The sequence below is a fragment of the Acinetobacter shaoyimingii genome, from assembly GCF_011578045.1.
Lineage (GTDB): Bacteria > Pseudomonadota > Gammaproteobacteria > Pseudomonadales > Moraxellaceae > Acinetobacter > Acinetobacter shaoyimingii.
In genome coordinates this window covers 1034937-1058515 of the sequence record NZ_CP049801.1, presented here as the reverse complement: position 1 = coordinate 1058515, position 23579 = coordinate 1034937, and the positions used below count along the sequence as shown (strand labels likewise).

The window sequence follows — 23579 nt, the reverse complement described above, 5'->3', positions numbered from 1 at the left end:
ATTGAACTTTTTATAAGTTTTCATTTTCCACAACCATCATTCAAACCAGACTCCACAATTTCAAGCAACCTTATTCACACTCAAACTCGAAACAATTTCCCCCACTGTTCACAGATTAATTATAATAAAGCCCTACTTTCCTCATGATACAGGCTCAAAACGCTGTGGATGCTGTGACCAAACCCAATTTAATCATTCGTCAGTACACTCAACTCACTCCTTACGAAGACCGCTTTTTAGAAATGAAAAGCCTGACGGAAAATCGTGATGAAAACTCTCCTGATGAATTATGGATTTTGCAGCATCATGATGTACTAACCCAAGGTCAAGCAGGAAAGCCAGAACATATTCTGATCCCAAGCCATATACCAGTTGTACAGTCTGACCGTGGTGGACAAGTCACATGGCATGGACCTGGTCAAATGGTGGTTTATTTTATGTTCGATTTAAATCGCTTAAAATGGAATGTGCGAACACTGGTGTCTTATGCAGAACAAATCATGATTGATTTGCTCAAAAAATATGGCATTGAAGCCTATGCAAAGCCCGATGCACCAGGTGTTTATGTTGCAGAACGTAAAATCGGCTCATTGGGATTTAAAATCCGCAAAGGACGCAGCTATCATGGCTTAGCGTTAAATATTGATTGCGATTTAATGGGATTTCACACGATTAACCCATGTGGATATGCAGGTCTAGAGATGGTTCGTATAAGTGATTTAAAAACGCCTTATCCTACTTTTGACACCTTAGCTCAAGATGTCATTAAAATGCTTCAAGACAGTCAGTTCTTTGGAGAAATTGACATACTGCAACAATAATCACTTTACTTTATGCTAGAAAATAATTTAGAGTATTTACTCTAAAAATTGATAACAATTGCATAAAGGGATAAGTGGAGTGATTTCAATCAAATCAGTAAAGCCCGCTTTTGAGCAAACTTATGTCAAACTCATGTTAGATGTGATTGGCAGAAGTTTGACTATGGCGAGCGTCGTTGACCATGAGATTCAACAGGAAGTTTCAAAATTCCCTATTGGCTTTACCATTTCAATGGATGTCTTTAACAGCGATGCCGCATTCATTGCACAAGTCGATGATCAGCATCATTTGAATTTAGTCAATAATCTTGATCGTAAGCCAGATTTAACCATTACATTTAAGCATATTCATCACGCCTATCTGGTTTTTTCATTCCAAGAAAGTACAGCTCAAGCATTTGCCAATGATCGTATGATTGCCAATGGTGACCTAGGTCATGCCATTCGCTTAGTTCGCTGTTTAAATAAAATGGAATCACTCATTTTACCAAAAGTCGTTGCAGAACTTGCTGTTAAAGAATATCCACAACAATTATCCGTTAAAGACAAAATCAAAACCGCCGCAAATATTTATCTAAAAGTAGCACAATCATATATTAAAGGGAGCGCATAACACATGGCTAAACCATATTACGAATTTTTCTGTCCTGTAAAAGTCATTGCTGGTCATGCTGCCCTTGAACACATTCCATTTGAACTCGATTCAATGGGTGCAAAACGCCCATTAATTATTACTGACAAAGGTGTGCGCTCCAACGGTTTACTTGAACCTGTTGAAACTGCTTTTGAATCGACCAAAGTCAAAATTGGTTTTATTTTTGATGATGTACCACCCGATTCGAGTTTAGAAACAGTACGTGCAGTCGCGCAAGCTTATCGTGAAAATGATTGTGATGCGATTATTGCCATTGGTGGTGGTTCAGTAATTGATACCGCTAAAACAGCCAATATCTTGGTGACCGAAGGTGGTGATGATTTATTAAAGTACTCAGGTGCGCATAATTTACCTCGCCCATTAAAACCTTTCTTTGTTATTCCAACAACCTCTGGAACGGGCTCGGAAGTGACCATGGTTGCGGTGATTTCAGATAATGCTACACATCAAAAAATGCCGTTTGCTTCAAAATACTTGATGCCAAATGCTGCCATTTTAGATCCGCGTATGACACAAACTTTGCCACCGCATCTCACTGCGATGACCGCCATGGATGCCATGACCCATGCAGTAGAGGCGTATACGTGTTTAGCAGCCAACCCGATTAGTGATGCTTACGCAACTGCAGCTGTGAAAAAAATCAGTGATCATCTCTTTAATGTATTAGAAAATCCGAAAGATGCTGAAGGTCGTTTAGAACTTGCTCAAGCATCGACAATGGCAGGGATTGCATTTTCTAATGCGATGGTCGGAATTGTGCATTCATTAGGACATGCACTCGGATCAGTGGCACATTTACCGCATGGTTTATGCATGAATCTGTTCCTTCCTTATGTTTTAAATTTCAATAAGGATGTCAATGGCGCTCGAATCGCAGATTTATTATTGCCTTTAGCAGGACCAGATATTTTTGCTCAAACCCCTGCAAATTTACGTGCCGACAAAGCTATTGAATATATCAACACCATGCGCGATCGTATTTACGACTTAACCAAATTGCCGCGTACATTACGTGAAACAGCTAAAGTTTCTGAAGCACAATTTGATGAAATTGCCGAAAAAGCATTGAATGATGGTTCCATTATTTTTAATCCAAAAGAAACATCGCAAAAAGACTTGAAATCAATTTTAGAAAAAGCTTGGTAATTTAAAAAAAATAAGCCAATATACGCCTAAATCTAGCCTGATGTTTTTTTAAACATCGGGCTTTTATCTTGCAGAATGCAAAGTTATTTATTTTTTATACAACTTGGCATATTTTCTGCTAAAACTTCTTAGAAGTTACTGACAAAGTACACCTTTTTAGTATAGATTGGCGCACTTTTGTTTCACCACACAGGGGGGATCGTTCGTCTCAAACGATCCTTATTAGATTTGACTGATCCTTGATCAACGATTAAGAGGATAACGCCGTTGACAAATACTTCTGGGACTCAATCGGCAGCTAAACTGCAAAAAACGCTAGGTCTCTGGCACATCATTATTATTGGTTTAGCTTATATTCAGCCAATGACATTATTCGATACTTTTGGCTTAGTATCAGAAGAAAGTCATTTTCATGTGCCAACGTCTTATATTATTGCATTGATCGCAATTTTATTTACCTCGATCAGTTACGGCCATATGATTCGTCGTTACCCGTCATCTGGTTCTGCATATACCTATGCACAAAAATCGATTCACCCCAATGTAGGCTTTATGGTGGGATGGTCATCTTGGTTAGACTATTTACTGTCACCAATGGTGAATATCATTCTTGCTGTGATCTATCTTGAAGCTTTATTCCCTACTGTGAATCACTGGGTATGGGTCATTTTACTCACTGCATTTATGACAGGCATTAACCTTCGTGGTGCACGTTTTGTCGCAAACTTTAACAGTATCATTGTATTGATTCAGCTGATTGTTATTGCTGTATTTACATGGATGATTTATACCAAGTTGCAAGCTGGCTTCAATGCAGATGGTCCACTACCAGCCGATGAGCGCTATCAATTGTGGAGCTTAGAACCATTTTGGAATGAGCTTACCGCAATTGGTCCATTAATCACTGGTGCGACATTATTATGCTTCTCGTTCACAGGGTTTGACTCACTCAGTTCACTTGCGGAAGAGACCAAAGACACTGAAAAAACACTACCAAAAGCGATCTTTATGACTGCTTTGGTTGCAGGTGTTATCTTCATTGTTAGCACTTATTTCATGCAGTTGTACTTTCCACAAGCACCTGGAACATACTTCAAGAATATTGCTGAAACACAACCTGAAATTTTACTCTTGGTGGGTGGTTCGCTGTTCCAATCCTATGTTCTTGCATTTGCAATCGTAACGGTAATGGCGTCTGGTATTTCCGCACATGCAGGTGTATCACGTTTGATGTATGTTATGGGTCGTGATGGCGTAATTAATAAAAAGTTATTTGGTCATATTAGTCCAAAAAACTTTACGCCTTCATACAACATTATCATCGTTGGTATCGTGGCATTAACTGCAGGGTTTATGGATCTTGATATTGTGATTTCAATGATCAGTTTTGGTGCATTAACAGCATTTACCTTTGTCAATTTATCGGTGATTTCTCGTTATGCACTTCGTGATGGTCGTACCAAAAATATCAAAGATATTGTAAGTTTTGTGATTATTCCATTACTTGGCTTCATTAGTATTTTTGCAATGTGGCTAGAAATTGAAGATTCAGCATTGAAATTTGGTTTATGGTGGGCAATGTTTGGTATTTTATACTTAGGGTATAAAACCAAAGGTTTCCGTCAACCTGCTCCACAACATGATGAATTTAGCGATCACTAATCGCCCAATGATAGCTATAAAAAAAGGCGCAGATTGCGCCTTTTTTTTACATTAAATTTCAAACCATTAAACAATCAAATCCCAATTGGGTTCGAACAATATTATTTTCAAACCCTAAACTTCGAATGAATTGTTTTTTATTATTTAAAATATTTTGATCAACCAGCGTTAAGTGGTGCTTATTAGATTGTGCCAGTTGAAAGGCCTCGTTGACCACACTTTGAAAAATTTGGCATATTTCAATTTGTTTATTCACATTCAGCTGAAAGTGACCATCTACTTGTTGAAAGTCTTTTTTGCTCAATGAATTCCCCCAGCGTTCAATTCTTTCATTCATTTTGATTTTCATCATTTCGAGTTCTTTTTGAATTTCAGTTTGCGTCAATATATGCTGATCTGGCTGAATATTTGATTTACTGACAACCAGCCCATTTTTTTGTATAGAGATGGGCACATAAGATTGTGCGATCGCCCTATGCGATGCATCTGCGCTCAAATCCATTTTAGAACCCGCATAAACGCATGTTGCAGCCAAAAATAACCCTAAAATAAGATGCAAAATCAAAGCTTTACACATGTTAAATTCGAATAATTCTATGTTCATGATTCACCCCCACCTTATGATTAATTCTTCGTTATTGTTATTTCTTATCGGTATGTTTTTGGGTTTGTATTTTATTGATTTTGTTTATTTCTTTACTAATTATTGATGTTTTATTTTTAATCTTAATTATAAAATAACAAGCCATCAATAAAAAAAACCACTTGAAAGTGGTTTATTGTGAGTTATATCTTAATAATCAATAGTTTAAAAATTAGTAAGATTTTATGTCATTTGCTTATAAATCTGTTGGTAGTGAACAGATTTAAACCAGCGTTTCAAAGCCCTGCTGACGCCAAGCTTCATATAAAATGATTGCTGTCGCATTTGAGAGATTTAGGCTTCGAGAATTTGGTGCCATTGGCAGTCGAATCCAATGTTTTTCTGGGAACATGAGACGCACTTGTTCAGGTAAACCACGTGTTTCTGGACCCATGAGTAACGCTACAGGGCGGTTAAGATCAGACGTATGCGGTGTTTCAAAACCTTTGGTGGTTAATGGATAAATCGCATTCAGATCAATCCCTACACTTTTTAAATGTGCGATACATTCATCAAAGTTTTCCCACACTTTCATATGTGCCCACTCATGATAATCTAAGCCTGCACGACGCAGTTTTTTATCATCAAGTTCAAAACCTAATGGTTTCACCAAGTGCAGTTGTGCCCCTGTATTGGCACATAGACGAATGATGTTTCCTGTATTTGCTGGAATTTCAGGCTCATATAAAACGACGTGTATCACTAACTTTCTCGACTTTAAAATTCATTATGACTTGTTCAGGCATAGCCCTCGCCTTGCGCTCGGGCAGCGTGACCGCTGCTTATCCTCGCTCATGCCATTGAAGTTGTTCACGCAAGCTCACCACATCACCTATAATGGTTAATGTTGGCGCTTGAATATGATGTTCAGACACTTTTGAAGCAATATCCGCCAAAGTACCCACCACCACTTTTTGTTCAGGTGTTGTTCCTTTAGAGACAAGTGCCACTGGCATATCTGGACGCTGACCATGTTCAATCAAGCGTTGGCAGATTTTTTCCAGACCCACCAACCCCATGTACAAAACTAGAGTTTGATTCTGATATACCAATTCATCCCATGGAAGCTCTGGTGAACCTTCTTTCAAATGACCCGTTAAAAATCGAACACTTTGCGCGTAGTCACGATGGGTTAATGGTATACCTGCGTAGGCAGAACATCCAGAAGCAGCTGTAATACCGGGTACGACTTGAAAACTCACACCAGCTGCAAACAGTTCTTGAATTTCCTCACCACCACGACCAAAAATAAACGGATCTCCCCCTTTGAGGCGACAAACACGTTTTCCTTGCTGTGCATACTGTACCAGTAAAGCATTAATACCATCTTGCGGCACTGCATGATTTGATCTTGCCTTACCTACATAGATTTTTTCTGCATCACGACGACATAAATCCATAATCGGTTGTGAAACCAAACGATCATAAATCACGACATCCGCTTGTTGCATTAAACGCAGTGCTTTAAGGGTTAAAAGCTCAGGATCACCAGGACCTGCACCAACCAAATAGACTTCACCTTTTGGCTTTTTCCATTCAAGCAATGCTTGCTCAATCAAGCGATCTGCTTCTGACTCATTGGCGTTAAAGACCTGCTCCTTTAACGGACTGGCATACAAATTTTCCCAGAAAATACGGCGTTCGTCGGGATTTGCAATTATTGCTTTGACTTGGCTACGCCATTTTCCAGAAAATTCTGCCAATTTCCCCATGGCATGTGGAATCGTTGCTTCTAGCTGAGTACGTATTTGACGTGATAATACAGGTGATGTGCCATTACTCGCGACAGAAATCACCAAAGGTGAACGATCAATAATGGCAGGCACCATAAATCTGCAATGTGGCGGATCATCTACACTATTGACCAAAACATTATGCTGTTCGCATACTTGGAAAACCCATTGATTAACCAATGCATCATTGGTCGCGGCAATAACCAGTCGATAGTGCTGAATTGAACATTCCAAACTGAATGGTGATTGAAGATATTGACCTTGTGTCTGTTGCACAATCTCAAGTAATTGAGGATCAATCTCGGGAGCAATGATATCAATCACTGCTCCTGCTTTTGCCAACAATACTGCCTTACGATAGGCAATACGTCCACCACCGACAATCAGACAAGGTTGCTGTTGCAACTTTAAAGAGATTGGAAAAATATCCACACATTACCCCAATGTTTAAGTACTGACTGTCTAACTAAAGCAAATTTTATGCACATATTGTGCATTACATCTAAATTTAACCAAAATATAAAAAACAAAGCTCAATATTGTGTTGAGCTTTGTTCATTTTGACTTAATCGATGAATTCAAGACCACCCATATATGGACGTAATACTTCAGGAATTTCGATAGAACCATCAGCTCGTTGGTAGTTTTCCATGACCGCAAGCAAAGTACGACCAACAGCCAAACCAGAACCATTCAATGTATGAACAAATTCAGTTTTCTTTTGGTCGGCACGATAACGTGCCTTCATACGACGTGCTTGGAAATCCCACATATTTGAACATGAAGAGATTTCACGATACGTATTTTGACTTGGCACCCAAACTTCTAAGTCGTAAGTTTTGGTTGCACCAAAGCCCATATCACCACCACATAAAATGATTTTGCGGTATGGCAAACCTAAAGCTTGAAGAATACCTTCAGCATGACCTGTTAACTCTTCCAATGCATTCATCGAATCTTCAGGTTTAACAATTTGAACCATCTCAACTTTGTCGAATTGATGCTGACGAATCAAACCACGGGTATCACGGCCATAAGAGCCTGCTTCACTACGGAAACAAGGTGTATGTGCAGCATATTTAAGAGGAAGACGTTCAGGATCAATAATTTCATCACGAACAAAGTTGGTTACAGGCACTTCAGCGGTTGGAATGAGGTAATACTCTTTCTCACCTTGAAGCTTAAACAAATCTTCTTCAAATTTAGGTAACTGACCTGTACCACGTAAAGAGTCGGCATTCACTAAATACGGTACATAAGCTTCGGTATAGCCATTTTTCAGTGTATGCGTGTCTAACATAAACTGAGTAATTGCACGTTGTAATCGTGCCAATGGTCCTTTAAGGACGCTAAAACGTGAACCTGTCAATTTGGTCGCTGTTTCAAACTCTAGACCGCCCATCCATTCACCTAGGTCGGTATGGTCTTTAATTTCAAAATCAAAACTACGAGGCGTACCCCATTTTAGGATTTCAACGTTGTCGCTTTCATCCTTACCTTCTGGCACAGATTCATGCGGCAGGTTTGGAATCGTTAAGGCTTTATTTTCAATTTCTGTTTGCAAATCGTTTAATGCAACTTCGGCTGCTTTAATTTCATCACCAATGGCAGCCATACGCGCCATGATTTCAGATGCATCGCCGCCTGATTTTTTGATTTGACCCACTTGCTTAGCGCCCGAATTACGTTCCGCCTGTAAAGCTTCAGTTTTAGACTGCAATTCTTTACGACGTGCTTCTAATGATGCCCACTCTTCAACATTGAGTTGAACACCACGTTTTGCCAAGGCTAAATTAACTGCCTCAATATTATTTCTGAGTAATTTTGGGTCGATCATGATCAATTCTTTGCAAAGAAAAAAACTGGCTATAGTGTAAGCGTTTCAAGCCTAAAATAACAGTAACAAGTCTTTCAGCTGCGCCTTATTAGAACAAAATCAGTGACTATTTCGTAGAATTAAGTACTTCGGTAGCTCGGTAGATTGGGTAAGTATTCAGGTTTAATCAAATTATTGACCATATGATAAGGCAAAACCAATTCCGTCATTCCTTCAGCATAGGAAGCCAGTTCATACAGCGGATAAACAAAGACAATGCCCTGTGCACCATAATAAAAGTTGTCACTGAGCTTCAATTTTTCAGGAATAATGCTATGGTCACTGAGCCACATACTGTTGGCATCATAAAGTGCTTTCACCACTTGATTTTCAGCACCATCGACCAATAAATCTTGTAGTGCAATGCGTTTCTTTTGTTTTAAATCAAAATTCACATATTCATTGTGATACATGCCATGCGCAGCGCCCGCGGTATACATTGAATTTGATAAAACGAAGGTCGCAAGCTTGTCATTTTGACCAATATAGCGAATCACCATGCTGGTCTTACTCACATCGACATCCTCAAGGTTTTCTTTGACTGTCGTTTTGGCAGCTGGATCAAAGGCCAATGGGATATCTTTTTTTATTCGACTAATAAAATAATCATTGATCCATTTTTGATTGGTTTCAATGCGTTGTACTTCATAATCTGTACATTCAGTTCCGTCACACGCTTGTGGTGAAGGCAAAGTCATCGGCACTGTTTTTGCACTAATCAAGCCATTAAAATGCTGTTTAGTTTCAGGCGTGGTCGATTCTGAAGCTGGAGCATTGTCTGTTTTTTGTTTAGGCTGACAAGCTTGAAGCAACAAAGCCGTAGACAATACTGCACTCAAATAAATGGCATATGAACGACGCTGCAACATTGAACCCTCTAATTTTGATCTTTGATTTCAACACACACTATACAAAGCTCTTTAACTTTTCGACATTTAATATTGTATCTAAACACTTCGCTGCATTAGAATAAAAAAAGCAACCCGAAGGTTGCTTTTTATAGATAGTTTGCAATTCTTTTCTATTATTGATCAATAATATCGGTGCCTTTAGGTGGCGTAAAATTAAAGATCGATGCAGGCATCGTTGGATTAACTTTGACATTATTAAAACGTACATAAGTCGTTTGACCCAATGAATCTTCTAAGATCATTAAGCTCGGTGCTTTGTTTGCCCCAAAACTAATGGTTAAACTTTGGAAAGCACCATCACTTTGTTTTGGATACAGTGTGTAATACGTCTTGTCTTTATTTGGCTGGGTAATACGATAAGTTTTCATGATCTCACTTGTATTACCAGACAACAATAAAGCAGGTGTATTAGCCACTTGTTCATCTAGATTTTGACGAATCGCTTGTTGCAAATCTGGATCATAAATCCAAACCAATTTACCTGAAGTCACAATGGTTTGTTTTGCAGGCGTCGTGGTTTCCCAATAAAACTTACCTGGACGTGCTACTTTCATCACACCTTTAAAGGTTTGATTCATATGTTGTGCACTCAAGCCCTTTTTCTGTGGTGTCTTGCTTCCCGCCGTAACCTTAGTCGTTTGTTCAAAGTTGGCCGTTAAACTTGAAACACCGTTAAGCTGTTTCACCAAGTTTGTAGTCGCTTGTTGCTCCGATGCAGCTGTTGCTGCAAAAACATTTGTGCTGACTACTACTGGTGCAAGCATAGCCGCACTCATGGCAACTGCACTCATCGTTTTACGAAGCATATTCATGATTTCACCTTTTTAAAATTTGCGTCATCGCAACCAATTAAGCTCATCTTAAACCAAATAGTTCTTCTAATAATTGAGAAAATAAGAAGATTTGTATGTTTATTTAAAATAAATGTAGGAAAACATACATCATGATGAAGATATTTGGGCTTTATTAACATAATTCTGCCATAAAAAAACCCACATAAGGATGTGGGTTTTTTTTGTTATGACTCTTAAAACTTATACAGTTTCAACAGATACATAACGACGGCCAAATTGACCTTTCACTTCAAATTTAATCACGCCATCAGCGGTAGCAAATAATGTATGGTCACGGCCCATACCAACGTTTTGACCAGCGTGGAACTCAGTACCACGTTGACGAACGATGATGTTACCAGCAGTCACAGCTTGACCACCATACATTTTAACGCCTAACATTTTAGGGTTCGAGTCACGACCGTTACGTGTCGAACCACCAGCTTTTTTAGTAGCCATGTGTCATAATCCTCGTAATTAGCCTGAAATAGCAGTAATTTTCAACTCAGTAAACCATTGACGGTGACCTTGTTGTTTACGGTAGTGTTTACGACGACGCATTTTAATAATACGAATTTTGTCGTGACGACCATGGCTAACTACTTCAGCAGTTACTTTAGCGCCAGCAACAACTGGAGCACCAATTTGAATGCTTTCGCCGTTAACAAGCATCAACACGTCATCAAAAGTAACAGTTGAACCAGTTTCAGCTTTTAACAATTCTACTTTAAGGGTTTCACCCTCTACAACACGGTGTTGTTTACCACCGGTTTGGATAACTGCGTACATATCGCACTCCAAAAAGCCCGTGTCGTCGTGCCGATAAAGGAATATATCGATCTTAAGACGAACGCCACTGGGGGTTATTCAAGGGCATCGATTTTAAGTGATAATGAAATAAACAACAAGGGATTTTATCTAAAACTTCGTTTTCAGATATAAATTGTTATATTTCCTTTAAAGTTCATTAGATAACCATTGTTTTTTCTTATTTTTTGATCAAAATGACAAGAAAATATCATCATCACATAGAATAAGCATTTTAAGCGGTATTCGAGATGTCAAAATTAATATTGGCTTTTTTGAACAGATTAACAGCAAATCTTTGTGATTCGTTAAGAATAAATCAGCTATAGCACAACAAAAGCTGATGTTAATTGTTACACTAGTTATCGAAATAAAACACCTATGTAAGAGGATCTCCTTCACATGACCATCGATTTTAAGCAAGACATCCTTTCCCCTGTTGCAACTGACTTTGCTGCGATGGATAAATTGATCAATGAAGGGATCAGCTCAAAAGTTGCATTGGTCATGTCAGTCAGCAAGCATGTTGTTGAAGCAGGTGGCAAGCGTATGCGACCGATTATGTGCTTACTTGCTGCACGTGCATGTGGCGAAACAGATCTGACCAAAGCACAAAAGTTAGCCGCGATTATTGAAATGTTGCATACCGCAACGTTGGTGCATGATGATGTAGTCGACGAATCAGGTTTGCGTCGTGGTCGCCCAACGGCGAATGCTACTTGGAACAACCAAACAGCTGTCTTGGTCGGAGATTTCCTCATTTCACGTGCCTTTGATTTGCTGGTCGATTTAGACAACATGGTTTTACTCAAGGATTTTTCTACGGGAACATGTGAAATTGCTGAAGGTGAAGTTCTACAATTACAAGCGCAGCATCAACCTGATACAGATGAAGAAACCTATTTAAGTATTATTCATGGCAAAACTTCTCGCCTATTTGAATTGGCAACCGAAGGTGCTGCGATTTTGACGGGCAAACCAGAATTTCGTAAACCACTTCGTGACTATGCAGGTCATTTTGGTAACGCTTTTCAGATTATCGATGATATTCTTGACTATACTTCTGATGCGGATACCTTAGGTAAAAACATTGGTGATGATTTAATGGAAGGTAAACCAACACTGCCATTAATCGCAGCTTTACAGCATACCACTGGGGAAGACCATGCCATTATTCGTCGTAGTATTACGACAGGTGGTACCACTGAACTTGACCGTGTGATTCATATTGTGAAAACATCGGGCGCTTTGGATTATTGCCATAAACGTGCGATTGAAGAAACTGAAGCAGCACTAGAAGCATTAGAACAATTACCTGAAAGCCCATATCGTCAAGCGTTGTTTAATTTGGCGCAATTGGCTTTACACCGAATTCAATAACGAAATTAAGTTGCTTATGCATATAAACTTTAATGACCTTTTTTTAAAAATGCAGGAACAGCAAAATACATTAAATGCTGTTCCTGATGAAACAATACTCATTGAACTGGTTAAACGCATAAGACCAGAAGATAGCTACAATACAGAAGAAATAAATCAAAAATTCCAAGCCCTTATAGATGCTTTATTAACAACTCCAACTGCTGCATATGTTTTTTCTGACTATTTACTGAACCTTATCAATCGTTACAAGCAGATTGGCTTATTTGCAGATAGTGGCATTTTATCATTAGATGGTTTTTGGAATCAGTTGGCACAGCGCATTGGTGCTCATATTCTGCCGCTACTTTCAGATGAAACCGATTTAAAAGATTTAGTCTATCGCGTTTTTTATTTACGCAGTGATCAGTATTGGCTAGAAAACATTGAACCACAGAAATGGTTTACCCTTTTTCAACTTCTGAATCAGAACCAAAATCAAAATAACCAGCAAGCCCAACTGGGCATAAAATCTGAAATCATTAAAGCGATTACCGTTCTGTCATACCGCATTAGTGGTATTGGTTTATATCCTGAGTTCATTAACGCGCAACCCGAACTAACAGAATACGAATCGCCTTTTTTGGTTCAAAACCGAGAAATTATCGAATTTATTGAGACCTATAAAAAACAACACCATGAAGAGCAAGCGATTGCAATAGCACCACCAGATGCAGATCAAGCTTTAGTGATGATTGATCAGTGCCGTGAAGTTGTACTCAAAATCCGTAGGGCCACAAAACGTATTGGTGTAAGTCTTAGTCTGACGTATTTATTGTCACTGCTTGAACAATGTCTTGACCGAATAGACCTGCTTCTGAACATTTTGACGGAGCAGAAGAAAAATCTATATGTTTCATTAATGGAACTCACCAAAGATTTGGTGGCGGCACATTATGTAGAAAATAGTGTACGAGAATTACTCAAAACCAATAGTGAGTTAATTGCCTTACAGGTTACGGAAAATGCCAGTAAAACGGGCGAGCATTATGTAAGTACCGACAAAAAAGGCTTCTTTGACATGTACAAGTCAGCGGCTGGTGCGGGCGTCATTATTGCAACTATGGCTACGCTGAAAATATTGATGGCCAGAGTCACCATGGCACCTGTGATGCAAGCCTTTGCCTACAGCATGAATTATTCATTTGGTTTTATGCTGATTCATGTGCTGCATTTTACCGTTGCGACCAAACAACCCGCGATGACAGCGGCTGCCCTTGCCTCTACGGTTCAACATCGTAAAGGTTCAAAGACCGCACAAATTGCTGAACTTGCAGGTCTCATTATTAATATTATACGAACACAATTCGTGGCCATTTTAGGTAATATTTCAATTGCGATACCCACAGCTGCGGTCATTACATTATTGTGGCAATTTGCCTTAGATGAACCTTTAATGGCCCATAGTAAGGCAACCCATTTACTGCATACCTTAAATCCATTTACATCGCTTGCAATTCCTCACGCTGCTATTGCTGGGGTATGTTTGTTTTTTTCAGGTTTAATTGCAGGTTACTTCGATAATATGGCGATTTATCGGAAAGTGGGTCCACGTTTGAAAGCCCACAGCCGATTAAAAAAATTAATGGGGCAAGATCGTTTAGATCGCTTTGCCAATTATATTGAACGAAACCTTGGTGCCTTGGCGGGTAATTTCCTCTTTGGTGTAATGCTAGGCAGTATGGGCACCATTGGCTTTATTTTGGGTCTACCACTCGATATACGACATATTGCCTTTGCTTCTGCAAACTTTATTCAAGGTTTAATGTGTATCAATGACACGCCCGAAATCGGATTAATTATCGTGTCGTTCCTTGGTGTGTTATTGATTGGCTTAACCAACTTATTCGTCAGCTTTAGCCTGACCATTATCGTGGCACTTCGTGCACGTCGCGTTCGATTTGAACAATGGAAACCTTTAGCAAAACTCGTGTTTACCCATTTTTTCACACGACCAATGGATTTTTTCTGGCCACCAAAGCAACCATTACAGATTGAAGATCAAAACCCAAACCAGCAAAAGACGACTCATTAGCATATTAAAAGCACAACAATGTTATAAGACCTACTTCCCCATGTGGTGAAGCCATGTAAGTTTTTGCATATGACATTGTTCTTTTTTTTACAGATGAAAAGAGACAAAAATGAATGAAATCAAGAAAATTTGGCTGAAATAAAACAGTATCATCACAATTTTTTTGTTATTTTTTGTTCTATGCATGATATGTTTTCGCATACCTTTACTATAAATTAAGCCTAAGGTTACGACTTGAAAAAAAGTGTACTGACGAGTACACTTCGGAGCATTAATTCATCGGAAATAGTGCGTTTATTATCACTCATGGTGAATGATATATGCCGTATATATGGTTATTTATAGGCTGTTTGGGATTAATACTCAGTATTTTCGGACTCTATATTCCCAACATACAATACTTCGATACGAATACTGTTGTATGGATGAGTCAGCATCGATTTGATATTTTCAATGAAATTGCTGTGTTTTTATCCTATATAGGCGGCTTGCCAAGCATGCTTTTTATATGTGGAATATGGTGCTTAAAACATTATCAAACAAAGAATTATGTAAATATTATAGTGATTTGTTCGGGTTTATTGGGCAGCGCAGCCATCGGATGGATACTTAAGTTTTGGTTTAACCGACCAAGACCTGAGCTCATTTATCAGATGGTTGAAACCTATGGTGCATCTTTCCCAAGTGCGCATAGTATTTACGCTGCGACCTTTTCTTGCTTGATCATGCTTATTTATCGTCAGCATGTACAAGTCAAATTGATCATGTTCTTTGCTTGTTTATGGTTCATTGTCATGGGGTTTAGCCGAGTATATTTGGCTGCACATTTCCCTAGCGATGTATTGGCAGGTTGGAGTATCGCTTTTATATGGATTGCAGTATTGTGGTTAATATTTTCGCAATTCGTTCAAGGCAACAATAAATTATTTTTAGAGAAAAATCTAAACGAGGTGGAATAATGATGTCGGCAAAGCTTTGGGCACCAGCCCTCACTGCTTGTGCTTTAGCAACAAGTATTGCACTTGTGGGTTGTAGCAAAGATCCAAAAGGTGCAGAGCAAGCCGCTGCTGCTCAACAAATGCCGCCGACTGAAGTTGGTGTCATCGCTGCTCAACCACAAAGTGTTGAACAAACTGTTGAACTGACAGGTCGTACGTCTGCATATCAAATTTCAGAAGTTCGTCCACAAGCTAACGGTGTAGTATTAAAACGTTTGTTTGTCGAAGGTAGTTATGTTCGTGAAGGACAACCACTGTTTGAAATTGATTCGAGTATTTATCGTGCAAACTTAGACAGTGCTAAAGCAGAAGTATTACGTGCGAAAGCAAATTTAAATACATTACAAATTAAATTAAAACGTTATGCTCAGCTTGTTGGAATTAATGCAGTTTCTAAACAAGAATATGATGATTTAGTGGGTCAAGTAAACTTGGCAAAAGCTGAAGTTTCTGCGGGTGAAGCATCGGTTAAAAATGCACAAATCAATTTAGGTTACTCAACTGTACGTGCGCCTATTTCTGGTCAATCCAGTCGTTCGTCGTTCACCCCTGGTGCATTAGTGACTGCAAGTCAAGCAGAGCCACTTGTGACCATTCGTCAACTTGATCCTATTTATGTCGACATTAACCAATCAAGCTCAGAATTGATTCGTTTACGTCAACAATTAAGTAAAGGCAGTATTGACCGTAGTAACAACACCAAAGTTCGTTTAAAACTTGAAGATGGTAGTTACTACAACATCCAAGGTGATCTTGCATTCTCTGATGCAGGTGTTAACCCTGACACAGGCACAGTGACATTACGTGCTGTGTTTGCGAACCCAAATCACCTGTTATTGCCGGGTATGTTTACCAATGCAGAAATTGTACAGGGTGTTATTCCAAATGCATTCCTTATTCCACAAGTGGCGATTACACGCACGCCAACAGGTCAAGCAACACTAATGATTGTGAATGCTAAAGGCGCTGTTGAAGTTCGCCCTGTGGAGACAGCTGGTGTGAAAGATACGAACTGGATTGTGACTAAAGGCTTACAAGCTGGCGATAAAGTTATTGTTGATGGTGTCGCAAAAGTGAAACCTGAACAACAAGTTGTAGCGAAACCTTATCAACCTCAAGCAGCTCAACAAGCAGGTCAACCTGCTCAAAAGCCAGCACAAGAGGCAAAACCAGCAGCGAAAACTGAAGCTAAAACTGAACAAAAAGCTACTTCAAATACATAAGGGGTAGACTGAATGGCTCAATTTTTTATTCATCGTCCCATCTTTGCATGGGTAATTGCGTTAGTCATTATGCTGGCGGGTATTCTTACCATCAGCAAAATGCCCATTTCGCAATATCCAACCATTGCACCACCTAAAGTTTCGATTTCTGCGACTTACCCTGGTGCATCTGCTGAAACTGTTGAAAACACAGTAACTCAGATCATTGAGCAACAAATGAATGGTTTGGATGGCTTACGTTATATCGCATCAACAAGTGCGGGTAACGGTCAGGCATCTATTGAGGTGAACTTTGAACAAGGTATCGATCCTGATATTGCACAAGTTCAAGTTCAAAACAAATTACAATCTGCGACTGCGCTTCTCCCAGAAGATGTACAGCGCCAAGGTTTACGTGTCACCAAATCAGGTGCAAGCTTCTTGCAAGTTTTAGCATTCTATTCACCTGATGGCAGCATGACAGCAGATGACATTAAAGATTACGTCAACTCGAACATTTCAGAACCGCTCAGTCGTGTATCTGGCGTAGGTGAAGTTCAAGTCTTTGGTGGTTCTTATGCAATGCGTATTTGGATGAATCCATCTAAAATGGCAGATTTGCAAATTACGCCAAGTGATATTGCAGCGGCACTAAGAACACAAAATGCTCAAGTTGCTGTAGGTCAATTGGGTGGTGCACCTTCTGTTCAAGGTCAAGTGCTAAATGCGACCGTGAATGCGCAAAGCATGCTTCAATCCGCTGATCAGTTTGAAAATATCTTCCTAAAAAACTCAACTTCAGGTGCACAAGTCCGTCTTAAAGATGTTGCACGCGTTGAATTGGGTGCAGATAACTACCAGTTTGACTCTAAGTTTAATGGTAAACCTGCTGGTGGTGTTGCAATTAAATTGGCAACAGGTGCAAACGCTCTTGATACATCAGAAGCTGTTGAAGCTCGCTTAAAACAATTACGTCAAAACTATCCAACAGGTCTTAAAGACAAACTGGCATTCGATACTACGCCGTTTATTAAGTTATCGATTGAAAGTGTTGTACATACCCTTGTAGAAGCCGTATTCCTTGTATTCCTTGTCATGTTCTTGTTCTTACAAAACTGGCGTGCGACGATTATTCCTACAATGGCGGTACCTGTGGTTGTACTGGGTACTTTTGCTGTTATTAACATCTTCGGCTTCTCAATCAACACACTGACAATGTTCGCAATGGTTCTCGCTATTGGTCTATTGGTCGATGATGCGATTGTCGTCGTGGAAAACGTCGAACGTATTATGGCTGAGGAACATCTGCATCCGATTGAAGCCACTGAAAAATCGATGCAACAGATCTCTGGCGCATTGATTGGTATTACCTCAGTGTTGACTGCGGTATTCGTACCGATGGCCTTTATGAGTGGTACAACGGGGGTAATTTATCGTCAGTTCTCAGTGACGCTTGTGACTGCCATGGTCTTGTCATTGATTGTTGCATTAACATTCACCCCTGCGCTTTGTGCAACTATTTTGAAACAGCATGACAAAGATGCTCCTCAAAGTAATAATATTTTTGCGCGTTTCTTCCGTTGGTTTAACCAAACTTTTGACAATATTGCCAACAAATACCAAGGTGGTGTCAACCGTTTGACACACAGTAAGTTTATCTCAGCAATTATCTATATTATTGTTATTGCTGTGATGGTGACTGGCTTTATTAAAATGCCAACATCATTCTTACCAGACGAAGACCAAGGTGTTGTATTAACACTGGTACAACTCCCGCCTAATGCTACGCTTGAACGAACCAATAAAACACTTGACCAACTGACTGGCTTCTTCTTGAATCAGGAAAAAGACCATGTTGAATCCGTGTTTAGTGTTTCGGGCTTCTCGTTCACAGGGATGGGACAAAACGCAGGTCTTGCCTTTGTGAAGTTAAAAGATTGGGAAGATCGTAAAACAGCTGAGTCAAAAATTGGTGCAATTATCCAACGTGGTATGGCATTGAATGTAATTGCGAAAGATGCAACTTACGTTATGCCGCTACAGCTTCCTGCAATGCCAGAATTGGGTGTAACAGCTGGATTTAACTTACAGCTGAAAGATTCATCTGGTAAAGGTCATGATGCATTACTGACAGCACGTAATACCCTTTTAGGTATGGCTGCTCAAGATAAACGCTTAGTCGGCGTGCGTCCGAATGGTCAAGAAGATACACCGCAGTACAAAATCATCGTTGACCAAGCCAAAGCAGGCGCAATGGGTGTGAGTATTGCAGAAATCAACTCAACCATGAGTATGGCTTGGGGTGGTACATACATTAACTACTTCGTTGACCGTGGTCGTGTGAAGAAAGTGTATGTTCAGGGTGAAGCTGATTCACGTATGATGCCTGAAGACTTGAACAAGTGGTATGTGCGTAACAACCAAGGTACAATGGTGCCGTTCTCAACATTCGCTACTGGCGAATGGACATATGGTTCTCCACGTCTTGAACGTTATAACGGTATTTCATCTATGAACATTCAAGGTTCTCCAGCTCCAGGTGTGAGTTCTGGTGATGCCATGAAAGCCATGGAAGAATTGGTTGCAAAACTACCTCAAGCTGGCCTCCAAGGTTTCGATTATGAGTGGACAGGTTTATCATTAGAAGAACGTGATTCTGGTGCTCAGACTCCATTCTTAATGGTATTATCGATCTTGATCGTATTCCTCTGCTTAGCAGCCTTGTATGAAAGCTGGTCTATTCCATTCTCTGTAATTTTAGTGATTCCATTGGGTATTATTGGTGCCATTGTGTTGACGCAAGTTGCCGCAATGCTAACCAAAGATCCGAACTTATCCAACAACATCTACTTCAAAGTAGCCTTGATTGCGGTAATCGGTCTTTCTGCTAAAAACGCGATTTTGATTGTGGAATTCGCCAAAGAACTTCAAGACAAAGGTGAAGAGCTATTTAATGCAACCTTACATGCTGCAAAAATGCGTTTACGTCCTATTATCATGACCACACTTGCTTTTGGTTTTGGTGTACTTCCTCTTGCACTTGCTTCAGGTGCAGGCGCTGGTAGCCAACACTCTGTAGGTTACGGTGTACTTGGTGGGGTAATCAGCTCGACGCTTTTAGGTATCTTCTTTATTCCTGTCTTCTATGTCTGGATCCGAAGTATCTTTAAAGATAAACCGAAACAAAATAAACAGGAGCAAATTTCGTGATGCAAAACTTATGGTCTTTTACAGGTCGTAGCATTGCGGTATCTGCACTTGCGCTTGCTTTGACAGCATGTCAAAGCATGCGTGGGCCAGAGCCAGTTGTTGAACCCAATATTTCTGGAAATTATTTAATCAATAATTCTGGTCCGTCAATTGCTGAACTGGGTTATAAAGAATATTTTTCTGATCCACGTTTGATTCAAGTGATTGATCAAGCTTTGGCCAATAACCGTGATTTGCGCAAAGCCGCTTTAAATATTGATAAAGCACAAGCGCAATACAAAATCACGGCCAATGGTTTATTACCAACAATTGGTGCAAATGCTGGCGTTCTACAGCAAGATATAAGCGGACAATCAAGCAAATCTGACGGCGCCTACAGTGTTGGACTCGCTTTAACCAATTATGAGATTGATTTTTGGGGTCGTATCCGTAGCTTAAAAGATAATGCTTTGGATAATTACCTTGCGACAGCAAGTGCGCGTGATTCGACACAGATCAGTTTGATCAGTCAGGTTGCGCAAGCTTGGGTATCGTATTCTTATGCAAATGCCGCTTTGGATATTGCCAACAATACGATGAAATCACAGCTCGAGTCGATGAACATCAACCAAAAACGTTTTGATGCTGGAATTGATAACGGCGTTGCATTAAGCAATGCTAAAATTTTGGTAGAACAAGCACGTGCTGATGTTTACAACTATCAAACTCAAGTTCTTCAAGCGAAAAACTTATTGGATTTGTTAGTTGGTGCTCCTGTTGATGTAAGTCTATTGTCTCGACAAAAAGTGACTAAAATCACCAATAACAAAGTCTTTAATGCTGGTCTACCAAGTACCTTGTTACAGAACCGTCCAGACATTAAAACTGCTGAATACCAATTAAGTGCTGCTGGTGCCAATATTGGTGCTGCACGTGCACGTATGTTCCCTAATATCAATTTAGTGGGCCAACTTGGTTTGTCGTCAAACGATTTAAGTAATTTATTTAAATCTGGGTCTTCGGTTTGGACATACGGTTTAAATCTTGATGTGCCAATCTTCGATTGGGGTACACGTCGCGCAAACATCAAAGTCTCTGAAGCAGATCAAAAAATTGCAGTGGCTGATTATGAAAAAACCATTCAATCTGCTTTCCGCGAAGTGAATGATGCTTTAGCTGTTCGTAAAAACATTGCCGATCGACTAAGTTCGACCAAACGCTTATACGAAGCCAACTATAAAACCTACACACTTAACTTAGCGCGTTTCCGTGCAGGTATTGATGGTTTTGGCATGGTATTGGATGCGCAACGTTGGACTTATGCCGCTGAACAAGGTTTGAATCAGTTACAACAAGCTGAGATCAACAACCAAATCGAGTTATACAAAGCGCTTGGTGGTGGTATCAAAGCAAATACGTCTGAAGTCATTCAGTATGCACCATCAAGTGCTGAAAAGCGTCAAGCACGTGATGCTGAGAATCCAAATAAAAAACCAAGTCTTGCTGAACGTTGGTTTGAAAAAAGTGCCAATAAGTAATCTGACTTAAGGTGGTACTTTAAACTCAAAATAATTTAGCTCACTTCGGTGGGCTTTTTTATTGCCTGAAAGGGTTGATTCCGCTATTTTATCGATAGACCTTATAAATTAGATGAAAAAACACAATGATTTTAAGTAATTTAGAAACTGTTCCTGGTCATACCATTCAAAAACAACTGGATGTCGTTTATGGCAGTACCGTCCGTTCAAAACATGTTGGGCGTGATTTTATGGCTGGTTTAAAAAATATTGTCGGTGGCGAACTCAAAGGTTACACCGAACTTTTAGAAGAATCCCGCCAAGAAGCCATGAACCGTATGATTCAAAAAGCTCAAGGTCTCGGAGCAAATGCCATTGTGGGTATTCGCTTTTCAACATCCAATATTGCCCAAGGCGCTTCTGAACTTTTTGTTTATGGTACAGCTGTTATAGCACACCCGCTGGTCAATAAAATTCCTGATCCATTCACACAAGGATAAACCTTATGGATGGCTTGATTTTCAAAATTGTCATTACGCTTATTTTGTTCTTTATAGGATGGGGATTTGGGCGCTTTATTGAACGTAAACATTTATTAGAACTTGAAGATAAAGAAAAACAGTTATCGCATATATCACTGGATACCAATAAATTTCAAACTTCGGAACACATTGGACAGTTAGTGAGTAGTAATGTTGTCATTTCGCATGACTACTTTAAATATATCATTTCCATTATTCAGAATTTATTGGGTGGTCGTTTGACAACTTATGAAACTGTGGTGGATCGTGCACGACGTGAAGCTGTCGTCAGGCTTAAACTTGAAGCACAAAAAATGGGTGCAGATCGAATTATGGGACTACGTTTAAGTACCACAGAAATGGGGATGGAAGGTGGCATGATTGAAGTCTTTGCATATGGGACGGCGATTCAATCAGTTAGTTCACAAACATCCCTTTTGTAACTCCAATACCAAATACTTTGCTTGTTACAATGTCTGCTACACTGATCCAAAAGTTGTTTTTGATTCAGCCCAGGTAAGTGCGTTAAGGCCTCAATTTTGAGCTGGGCTTCAAAATTCTTTAACCTCTCCTCACCCTCTTCTGTCGTACCATTTTTTAATATGTTATTCAGATTAAATTGAGACGTATTACACTGTGTAAGCTGCTCACAATACTGATTGATATCCTTAAAACTTGCTTTACATGTTTTCTTATCGGTCTTATTTAATGACTTTCGCCATTCAGCCATCACTTGAGTTGCGGTAATTCGAATAAAACTGTGAGTTTGATAATAGTCTGGACCTCGAATCTCTACCCCTTGATCTGAAATATAAAATTTATTCCTGTAGGATAGTATTAAGTTTGAAAAGTCAGATTGTTTAATGCCCCTTTCAGGATGATATAACACCACAGTTGGCCCACTTTCAAAAACATATGCCCATGTGTCTTGCAACTGTGCGCTGAATACAAGTGAACCGTGAACAGCTAAAACTGAATCTCCAATCATATAGCAAGATGTGCCGCATTCATTTGGCAGTGCGAGTGGATAAAGCATTTCTTCAGTCACGTATCTTAATGGACTAGCTACAATTTTTGAGCGGTATATTTTATTTTTGTCTGCCAGACTTTGACTGTAAAATTCATCCTTGATTTGCGAATTTGAATCAAGGACTTCTTCTTGATCTAACCAATTCTGGTAAGTGGTTTCTCGTCCTAAAGTATGCGTCTGTTTCCATTCCGATAAAACCTGTTGATACTTTTGCTCCAATTGATCTCTTTCCACAGCAGATTGTTCTATATCCATCTGCAATCGATGATATTGACCATCCTGAGTGATCAGATATCCAAAAGCCAACATCAATAGGAACAATACAATCGCGGTCAAGCCAATTCCGAGAATAAGTTTTAGTAAAATTTTATTTATTTTTTTCAAAATAAGACTCTAATTTTATATTTGATCATTATACGTTTAATAATTTTATATAGCTGACCATCAAATTTCAGTACATATCACTGTTCTGATCTCACTAAATTAGCAAAAATCATCCTTGCGACTCATTTTTTAGATGCGAGCATCTTCTTCTCGAATCTAATGCTACTTAAATTCAATCTATTTAAATACTGACTGTA

Annotated in this window: 21 protein-coding genes; 12 read left to right on the top strand and 9 right to left on the bottom strand. The window is 39.4% G+C overall.

Annotated elements, in window-relative coordinates:
• Positions 1-143: 143 nt before the first annotated feature.
• The 4 genes from lipB (at position 144) to G8E00_RS04760 (ending at position 4284) form a co-directional block, all read left to right on the top strand.
• Positions 144-821: a lipoyl(octanoyl) transferase LipB gene (gene lipB, locus G8E00_RS04775; protein ID WP_166011697.1), complete on the top strand. Its 678-nt coding sequence runs from the start codon at positions 144-146 to the stop codon at positions 819-821.
• Between the two features lie 79 nt (positions 822-900).
• Positions 901-1434, top strand: a complete 534-nt coding sequence (locus tag G8E00_RS04770; RefSeq protein WP_166222295.1) for a hypothetical protein — start codon at positions 901-903, stop codon at positions 1432-1434.
• 3 nt (positions 1435-1437) lie between these two features.
• The gene (locus G8E00_RS04765) at positions 1438-2622 is read left to right on the top strand and encodes an iron-containing alcohol dehydrogenase (RefSeq protein ID WP_166011693.1); all 1185 of its coding nucleotides are present in this window, start codon (positions 1438-1440) and stop codon (positions 2620-2622) included.
• Positions 2623-2889: 267 nt separating this feature from the next.
• Positions 2890-4284 carry an APC family permease gene (locus tag G8E00_RS04760; RefSeq protein ID WP_166222293.1) on the top strand — a complete coding sequence of 465 codons (1395 nt, stop codon included), beginning with the start codon at positions 2890-2892 and terminating at the stop codon, positions 4282-4284.
• 58 nt (positions 4285-4342) lie between these two features.
• On the opposite strand, the gene G8E00_RS04755 is transcribed toward G8E00_RS04760, so the two are convergent.
• From G8E00_RS04755 to rplU, 8 genes are all read right to left on the bottom strand, one after another.
• The gene (locus G8E00_RS04755; RefSeq protein ID WP_166222291.1) at positions 4343-4888 is read right to left on the bottom strand and encodes a hypothetical protein; all 546 of its coding nucleotides are present in this window, start codon (positions 4886-4888) and stop codon (positions 4343-4345) included.
• A gap of 262 nt (positions 4889-5150) precedes the next feature.
• A complete protein-coding gene (locus G8E00_RS04750) occupies positions 5151-5630 on the bottom strand; it encodes a tRNA (cytidine(34)-2'-O)-methyltransferase (protein ID WP_166222289.1) in 480 nt (159 codons plus the stop codon).
• 79 nt (positions 5631-5709) lie between these two features.
• Positions 5710-7092: a siroheme synthase CysG gene (gene cysG, locus G8E00_RS04745; protein WP_166222286.1), complete on the bottom strand. Its 1383-nt coding sequence runs from the start codon at positions 7090-7092 to the stop codon at positions 5710-5712.
• A gap of 133 nt (positions 7093-7225) precedes the next feature.
• A complete protein-coding gene (gene serS, locus G8E00_RS04740; RefSeq protein ID WP_166012318.1) occupies positions 7226-8497 on the bottom strand; it encodes a serine--tRNA ligase in 1272 nt (423 codons plus the stop codon).
• A gap of 119 nt (positions 8498-8616) precedes the next feature.
• Entirely contained in the window at positions 8617-9405 is a 789-nt protein-coding gene (locus G8E00_RS04735; RefSeq protein ID WP_166222284.1) for an RsiV family protein, read from the bottom strand.
• A 155-nt stretch (positions 9406-9560) separates the two neighbouring features.
• Positions 9561-10259: an outer membrane lipoprotein chaperone LolA gene (lolA, locus tag G8E00_RS04730; protein ID WP_166012316.1), complete on the bottom strand. Its 699-nt coding sequence runs from the start codon at positions 10257-10259 to the stop codon at positions 9561-9563.
• Between the two features lie 222 nt (positions 10260-10481).
• On the bottom strand, positions 10482-10739 hold the full coding sequence (rpmA, locus tag G8E00_RS04725; RefSeq protein WP_166012315.1) for a 50S ribosomal protein L27: 258 nt from the start codon (positions 10737-10739) through the stop codon (positions 10482-10484).
• Positions 10740-10757: 18 nt separating this feature from the next.
• Positions 10758-11069, bottom strand: coding sequence for a 50S ribosomal protein L21 (gene rplU / locus G8E00_RS04720; RefSeq protein ID WP_166012314.1), 312 nt, complete (start codon positions 11067-11069; stop codon positions 10758-10760).
• A gap of 420 nt (positions 11070-11489) precedes the next feature.
• On the opposite strand from rplU, the gene sdsA reads away from it, so the two are divergent.
• The 8 genes from sdsA (at position 11490) to G8E00_RS04680 (ending at position 22411) form a co-directional block, all read left to right on the top strand.
• Positions 11490-12467, top strand: a complete 978-nt coding sequence (sdsA, locus tag G8E00_RS04715; protein WP_166012313.1) for an All-trans-nonaprenyl-diphosphate synthase — start codon at positions 11490-11492, stop codon at positions 12465-12467.
• Positions 12468-12483: 16 nt separating this feature from the next.
• Positions 12484-14541 carry a site-specific recombinase gene (locus tag G8E00_RS04710; protein WP_166012312.1) on the top strand — a complete coding sequence of 686 codons (2058 nt, stop codon included), beginning with the start codon at positions 12484-12486 and terminating at the stop codon, positions 14539-14541.
• A gap of 320 nt (positions 14542-14861) precedes the next feature.
• Positions 14862-15500 carry a phosphatase PAP2 family protein gene (locus G8E00_RS04705; protein WP_166012311.1) on the top strand — a complete coding sequence of 213 codons (639 nt, stop codon included), beginning with the start codon at positions 14862-14864 and terminating at the stop codon, positions 15498-15500.
• Complete coding sequence (locus G8E00_RS04700) at positions 15500-16762, top strand: efflux RND transporter periplasmic adaptor subunit (protein ID WP_166012310.1); 1263 nt, start codon at positions 15500-15502, stop codon at positions 16760-16762. The genes G8E00_RS04705 and G8E00_RS04700 overlap by 1 nt, the downstream gene beginning before the upstream one ends.
• A 12-nt stretch (positions 16763-16774) precedes the next feature.
• A complete protein-coding gene (locus tag G8E00_RS04695) occupies positions 16775-19951 on the top strand; it encodes an efflux RND transporter permease subunit (protein WP_166222282.1) in 3177 nt (1058 codons plus the stop codon).
• The gene (gene adeC, locus G8E00_RS04690) at positions 19951-21468 is read left to right on the top strand and encodes an AdeC/AdeK/OprM family multidrug efflux complex outer membrane factor (RefSeq protein ID WP_166012308.1); all 1518 of its coding nucleotides are present in this window, start codon (positions 19951-19953) and stop codon (positions 21466-21468) included. The genes G8E00_RS04695 and adeC overlap by 1 nt, the downstream gene beginning before the upstream one ends.
• A 125-nt stretch (positions 21469-21593) precedes the next feature.
• On the top strand, positions 21594-21947 hold the full coding sequence (locus tag G8E00_RS04685) for a YbjQ family protein (RefSeq protein WP_166012307.1): 354 nt from the start codon (positions 21594-21596) through the stop codon (positions 21945-21947).
• 5 nt (positions 21948-21952) lie between these two features.
• Complete coding sequence (locus G8E00_RS04680; protein ID WP_166222280.1) at positions 21953-22411, top strand: YbjQ family protein; 459 nt, start codon at positions 21953-21955, stop codon at positions 22409-22411.
• Here the strand turns inward: G8E00_RS04680 and G8E00_RS04675 are convergent.
• Positions 22378-23382 carry a hypothetical protein gene (locus G8E00_RS04675; protein WP_166222278.1) on the bottom strand — a complete coding sequence of 335 codons (1005 nt, stop codon included), beginning with the start codon at positions 23380-23382 and terminating at the stop codon, positions 22378-22380. The two genes, G8E00_RS04680 and G8E00_RS04675, sit on opposite strands and share 34 nt — an antisense overlap.
• Between the last annotated feature and the right edge of the window lie 197 nt (positions 23383-23579).

Bases quoted from the DNA above. Each gene is read 5' to 3' on its own strand.
- lipB (WP_166011697.1), top strand. From the start codon at position 144: ATGATACAGGCTCAAAACGCTGTGGATGCTGTGACCAAACCCAATTTA.
- G8E00_RS04765 (WP_166011693.1), top strand. From the start codon at position 1,438: ATGGCTAAACCATATTACGAATTTTTCTGTCCTGTAAAAGTCATTGCT.
- G8E00_RS04755 (WP_166222291.1), bottom strand. From the start codon at position 4,888: ATGAACATAGAATTATTCGAATTTAACATGTGTAAAGCTTTGATTTTG.
- serS (WP_166012318.1), bottom strand. From the start codon at position 8,497: ATGATCGACCCAAAATTACTCAGAAATAATATTGAGGCAGTTAATTTA.
- G8E00_RS04735 (WP_166222284.1), bottom strand. From the start codon at position 9,405: ATGTTGCAGCGTCGTTCATATGCCATTTATTTGAGTGCAGTATTGTCT.
- lolA (WP_166012316.1), bottom strand. From the start codon at position 10,259: ATGAATATGCTTCGTAAAACGATGAGTGCAGTTGCCATGAGTGCGGCT.
- rpmA (WP_166012315.1), bottom strand. From the start codon at position 10,739: ATGGCTACTAAAAAAGCTGGTGGTTCGACACGTAACGGTCGTGACTCG.
- rplU (WP_166012314.1), bottom strand. From the start codon at position 11,069: ATGTACGCAGTTATCCAAACCGGTGGTAAACAACACCGTGTTGTAGAG.
- sdsA (WP_166012313.1), top strand. From the start codon at position 11,490: ATGACCATCGATTTTAAGCAAGACATCCTTTCCCCTGTTGCAACTGAC.
- G8E00_RS04710 (WP_166012312.1), top strand. From the start codon at position 12,484: ATGCATATAAACTTTAATGACCTTTTTTTAAAAATGCAGGAACAGCAA.
- G8E00_RS04705 (WP_166012311.1), top strand. From the start codon at position 14,862: ATGCCGTATATATGGTTATTTATAGGCTGTTTGGGATTAATACTCAGT.
- G8E00_RS04700 (WP_166012310.1), top strand. From the start codon at position 15,500: ATGATGTCGGCAAAGCTTTGGGCACCAGCCCTCACTGCTTGTGCTTTA.
- G8E00_RS04695 (WP_166222282.1), top strand. From the start codon at position 16,775: ATGGCTCAATTTTTTATTCATCGTCCCATCTTTGCATGGGTAATTGCG.
- adeC (WP_166012308.1), top strand. From the start codon at position 19,951: ATGCAAAACTTATGGTCTTTTACAGGTCGTAGCATTGCGGTATCTGCA.
- G8E00_RS04685 (WP_166012307.1), top strand. From the start codon at position 21,594: ATGATTTTAAGTAATTTAGAAACTGTTCCTGGTCATACCATTCAAAAA.
- G8E00_RS04680 (WP_166222280.1), top strand. From the start codon at position 21,953: ATGGATGGCTTGATTTTCAAAATTGTCATTACGCTTATTTTGTTCTTT.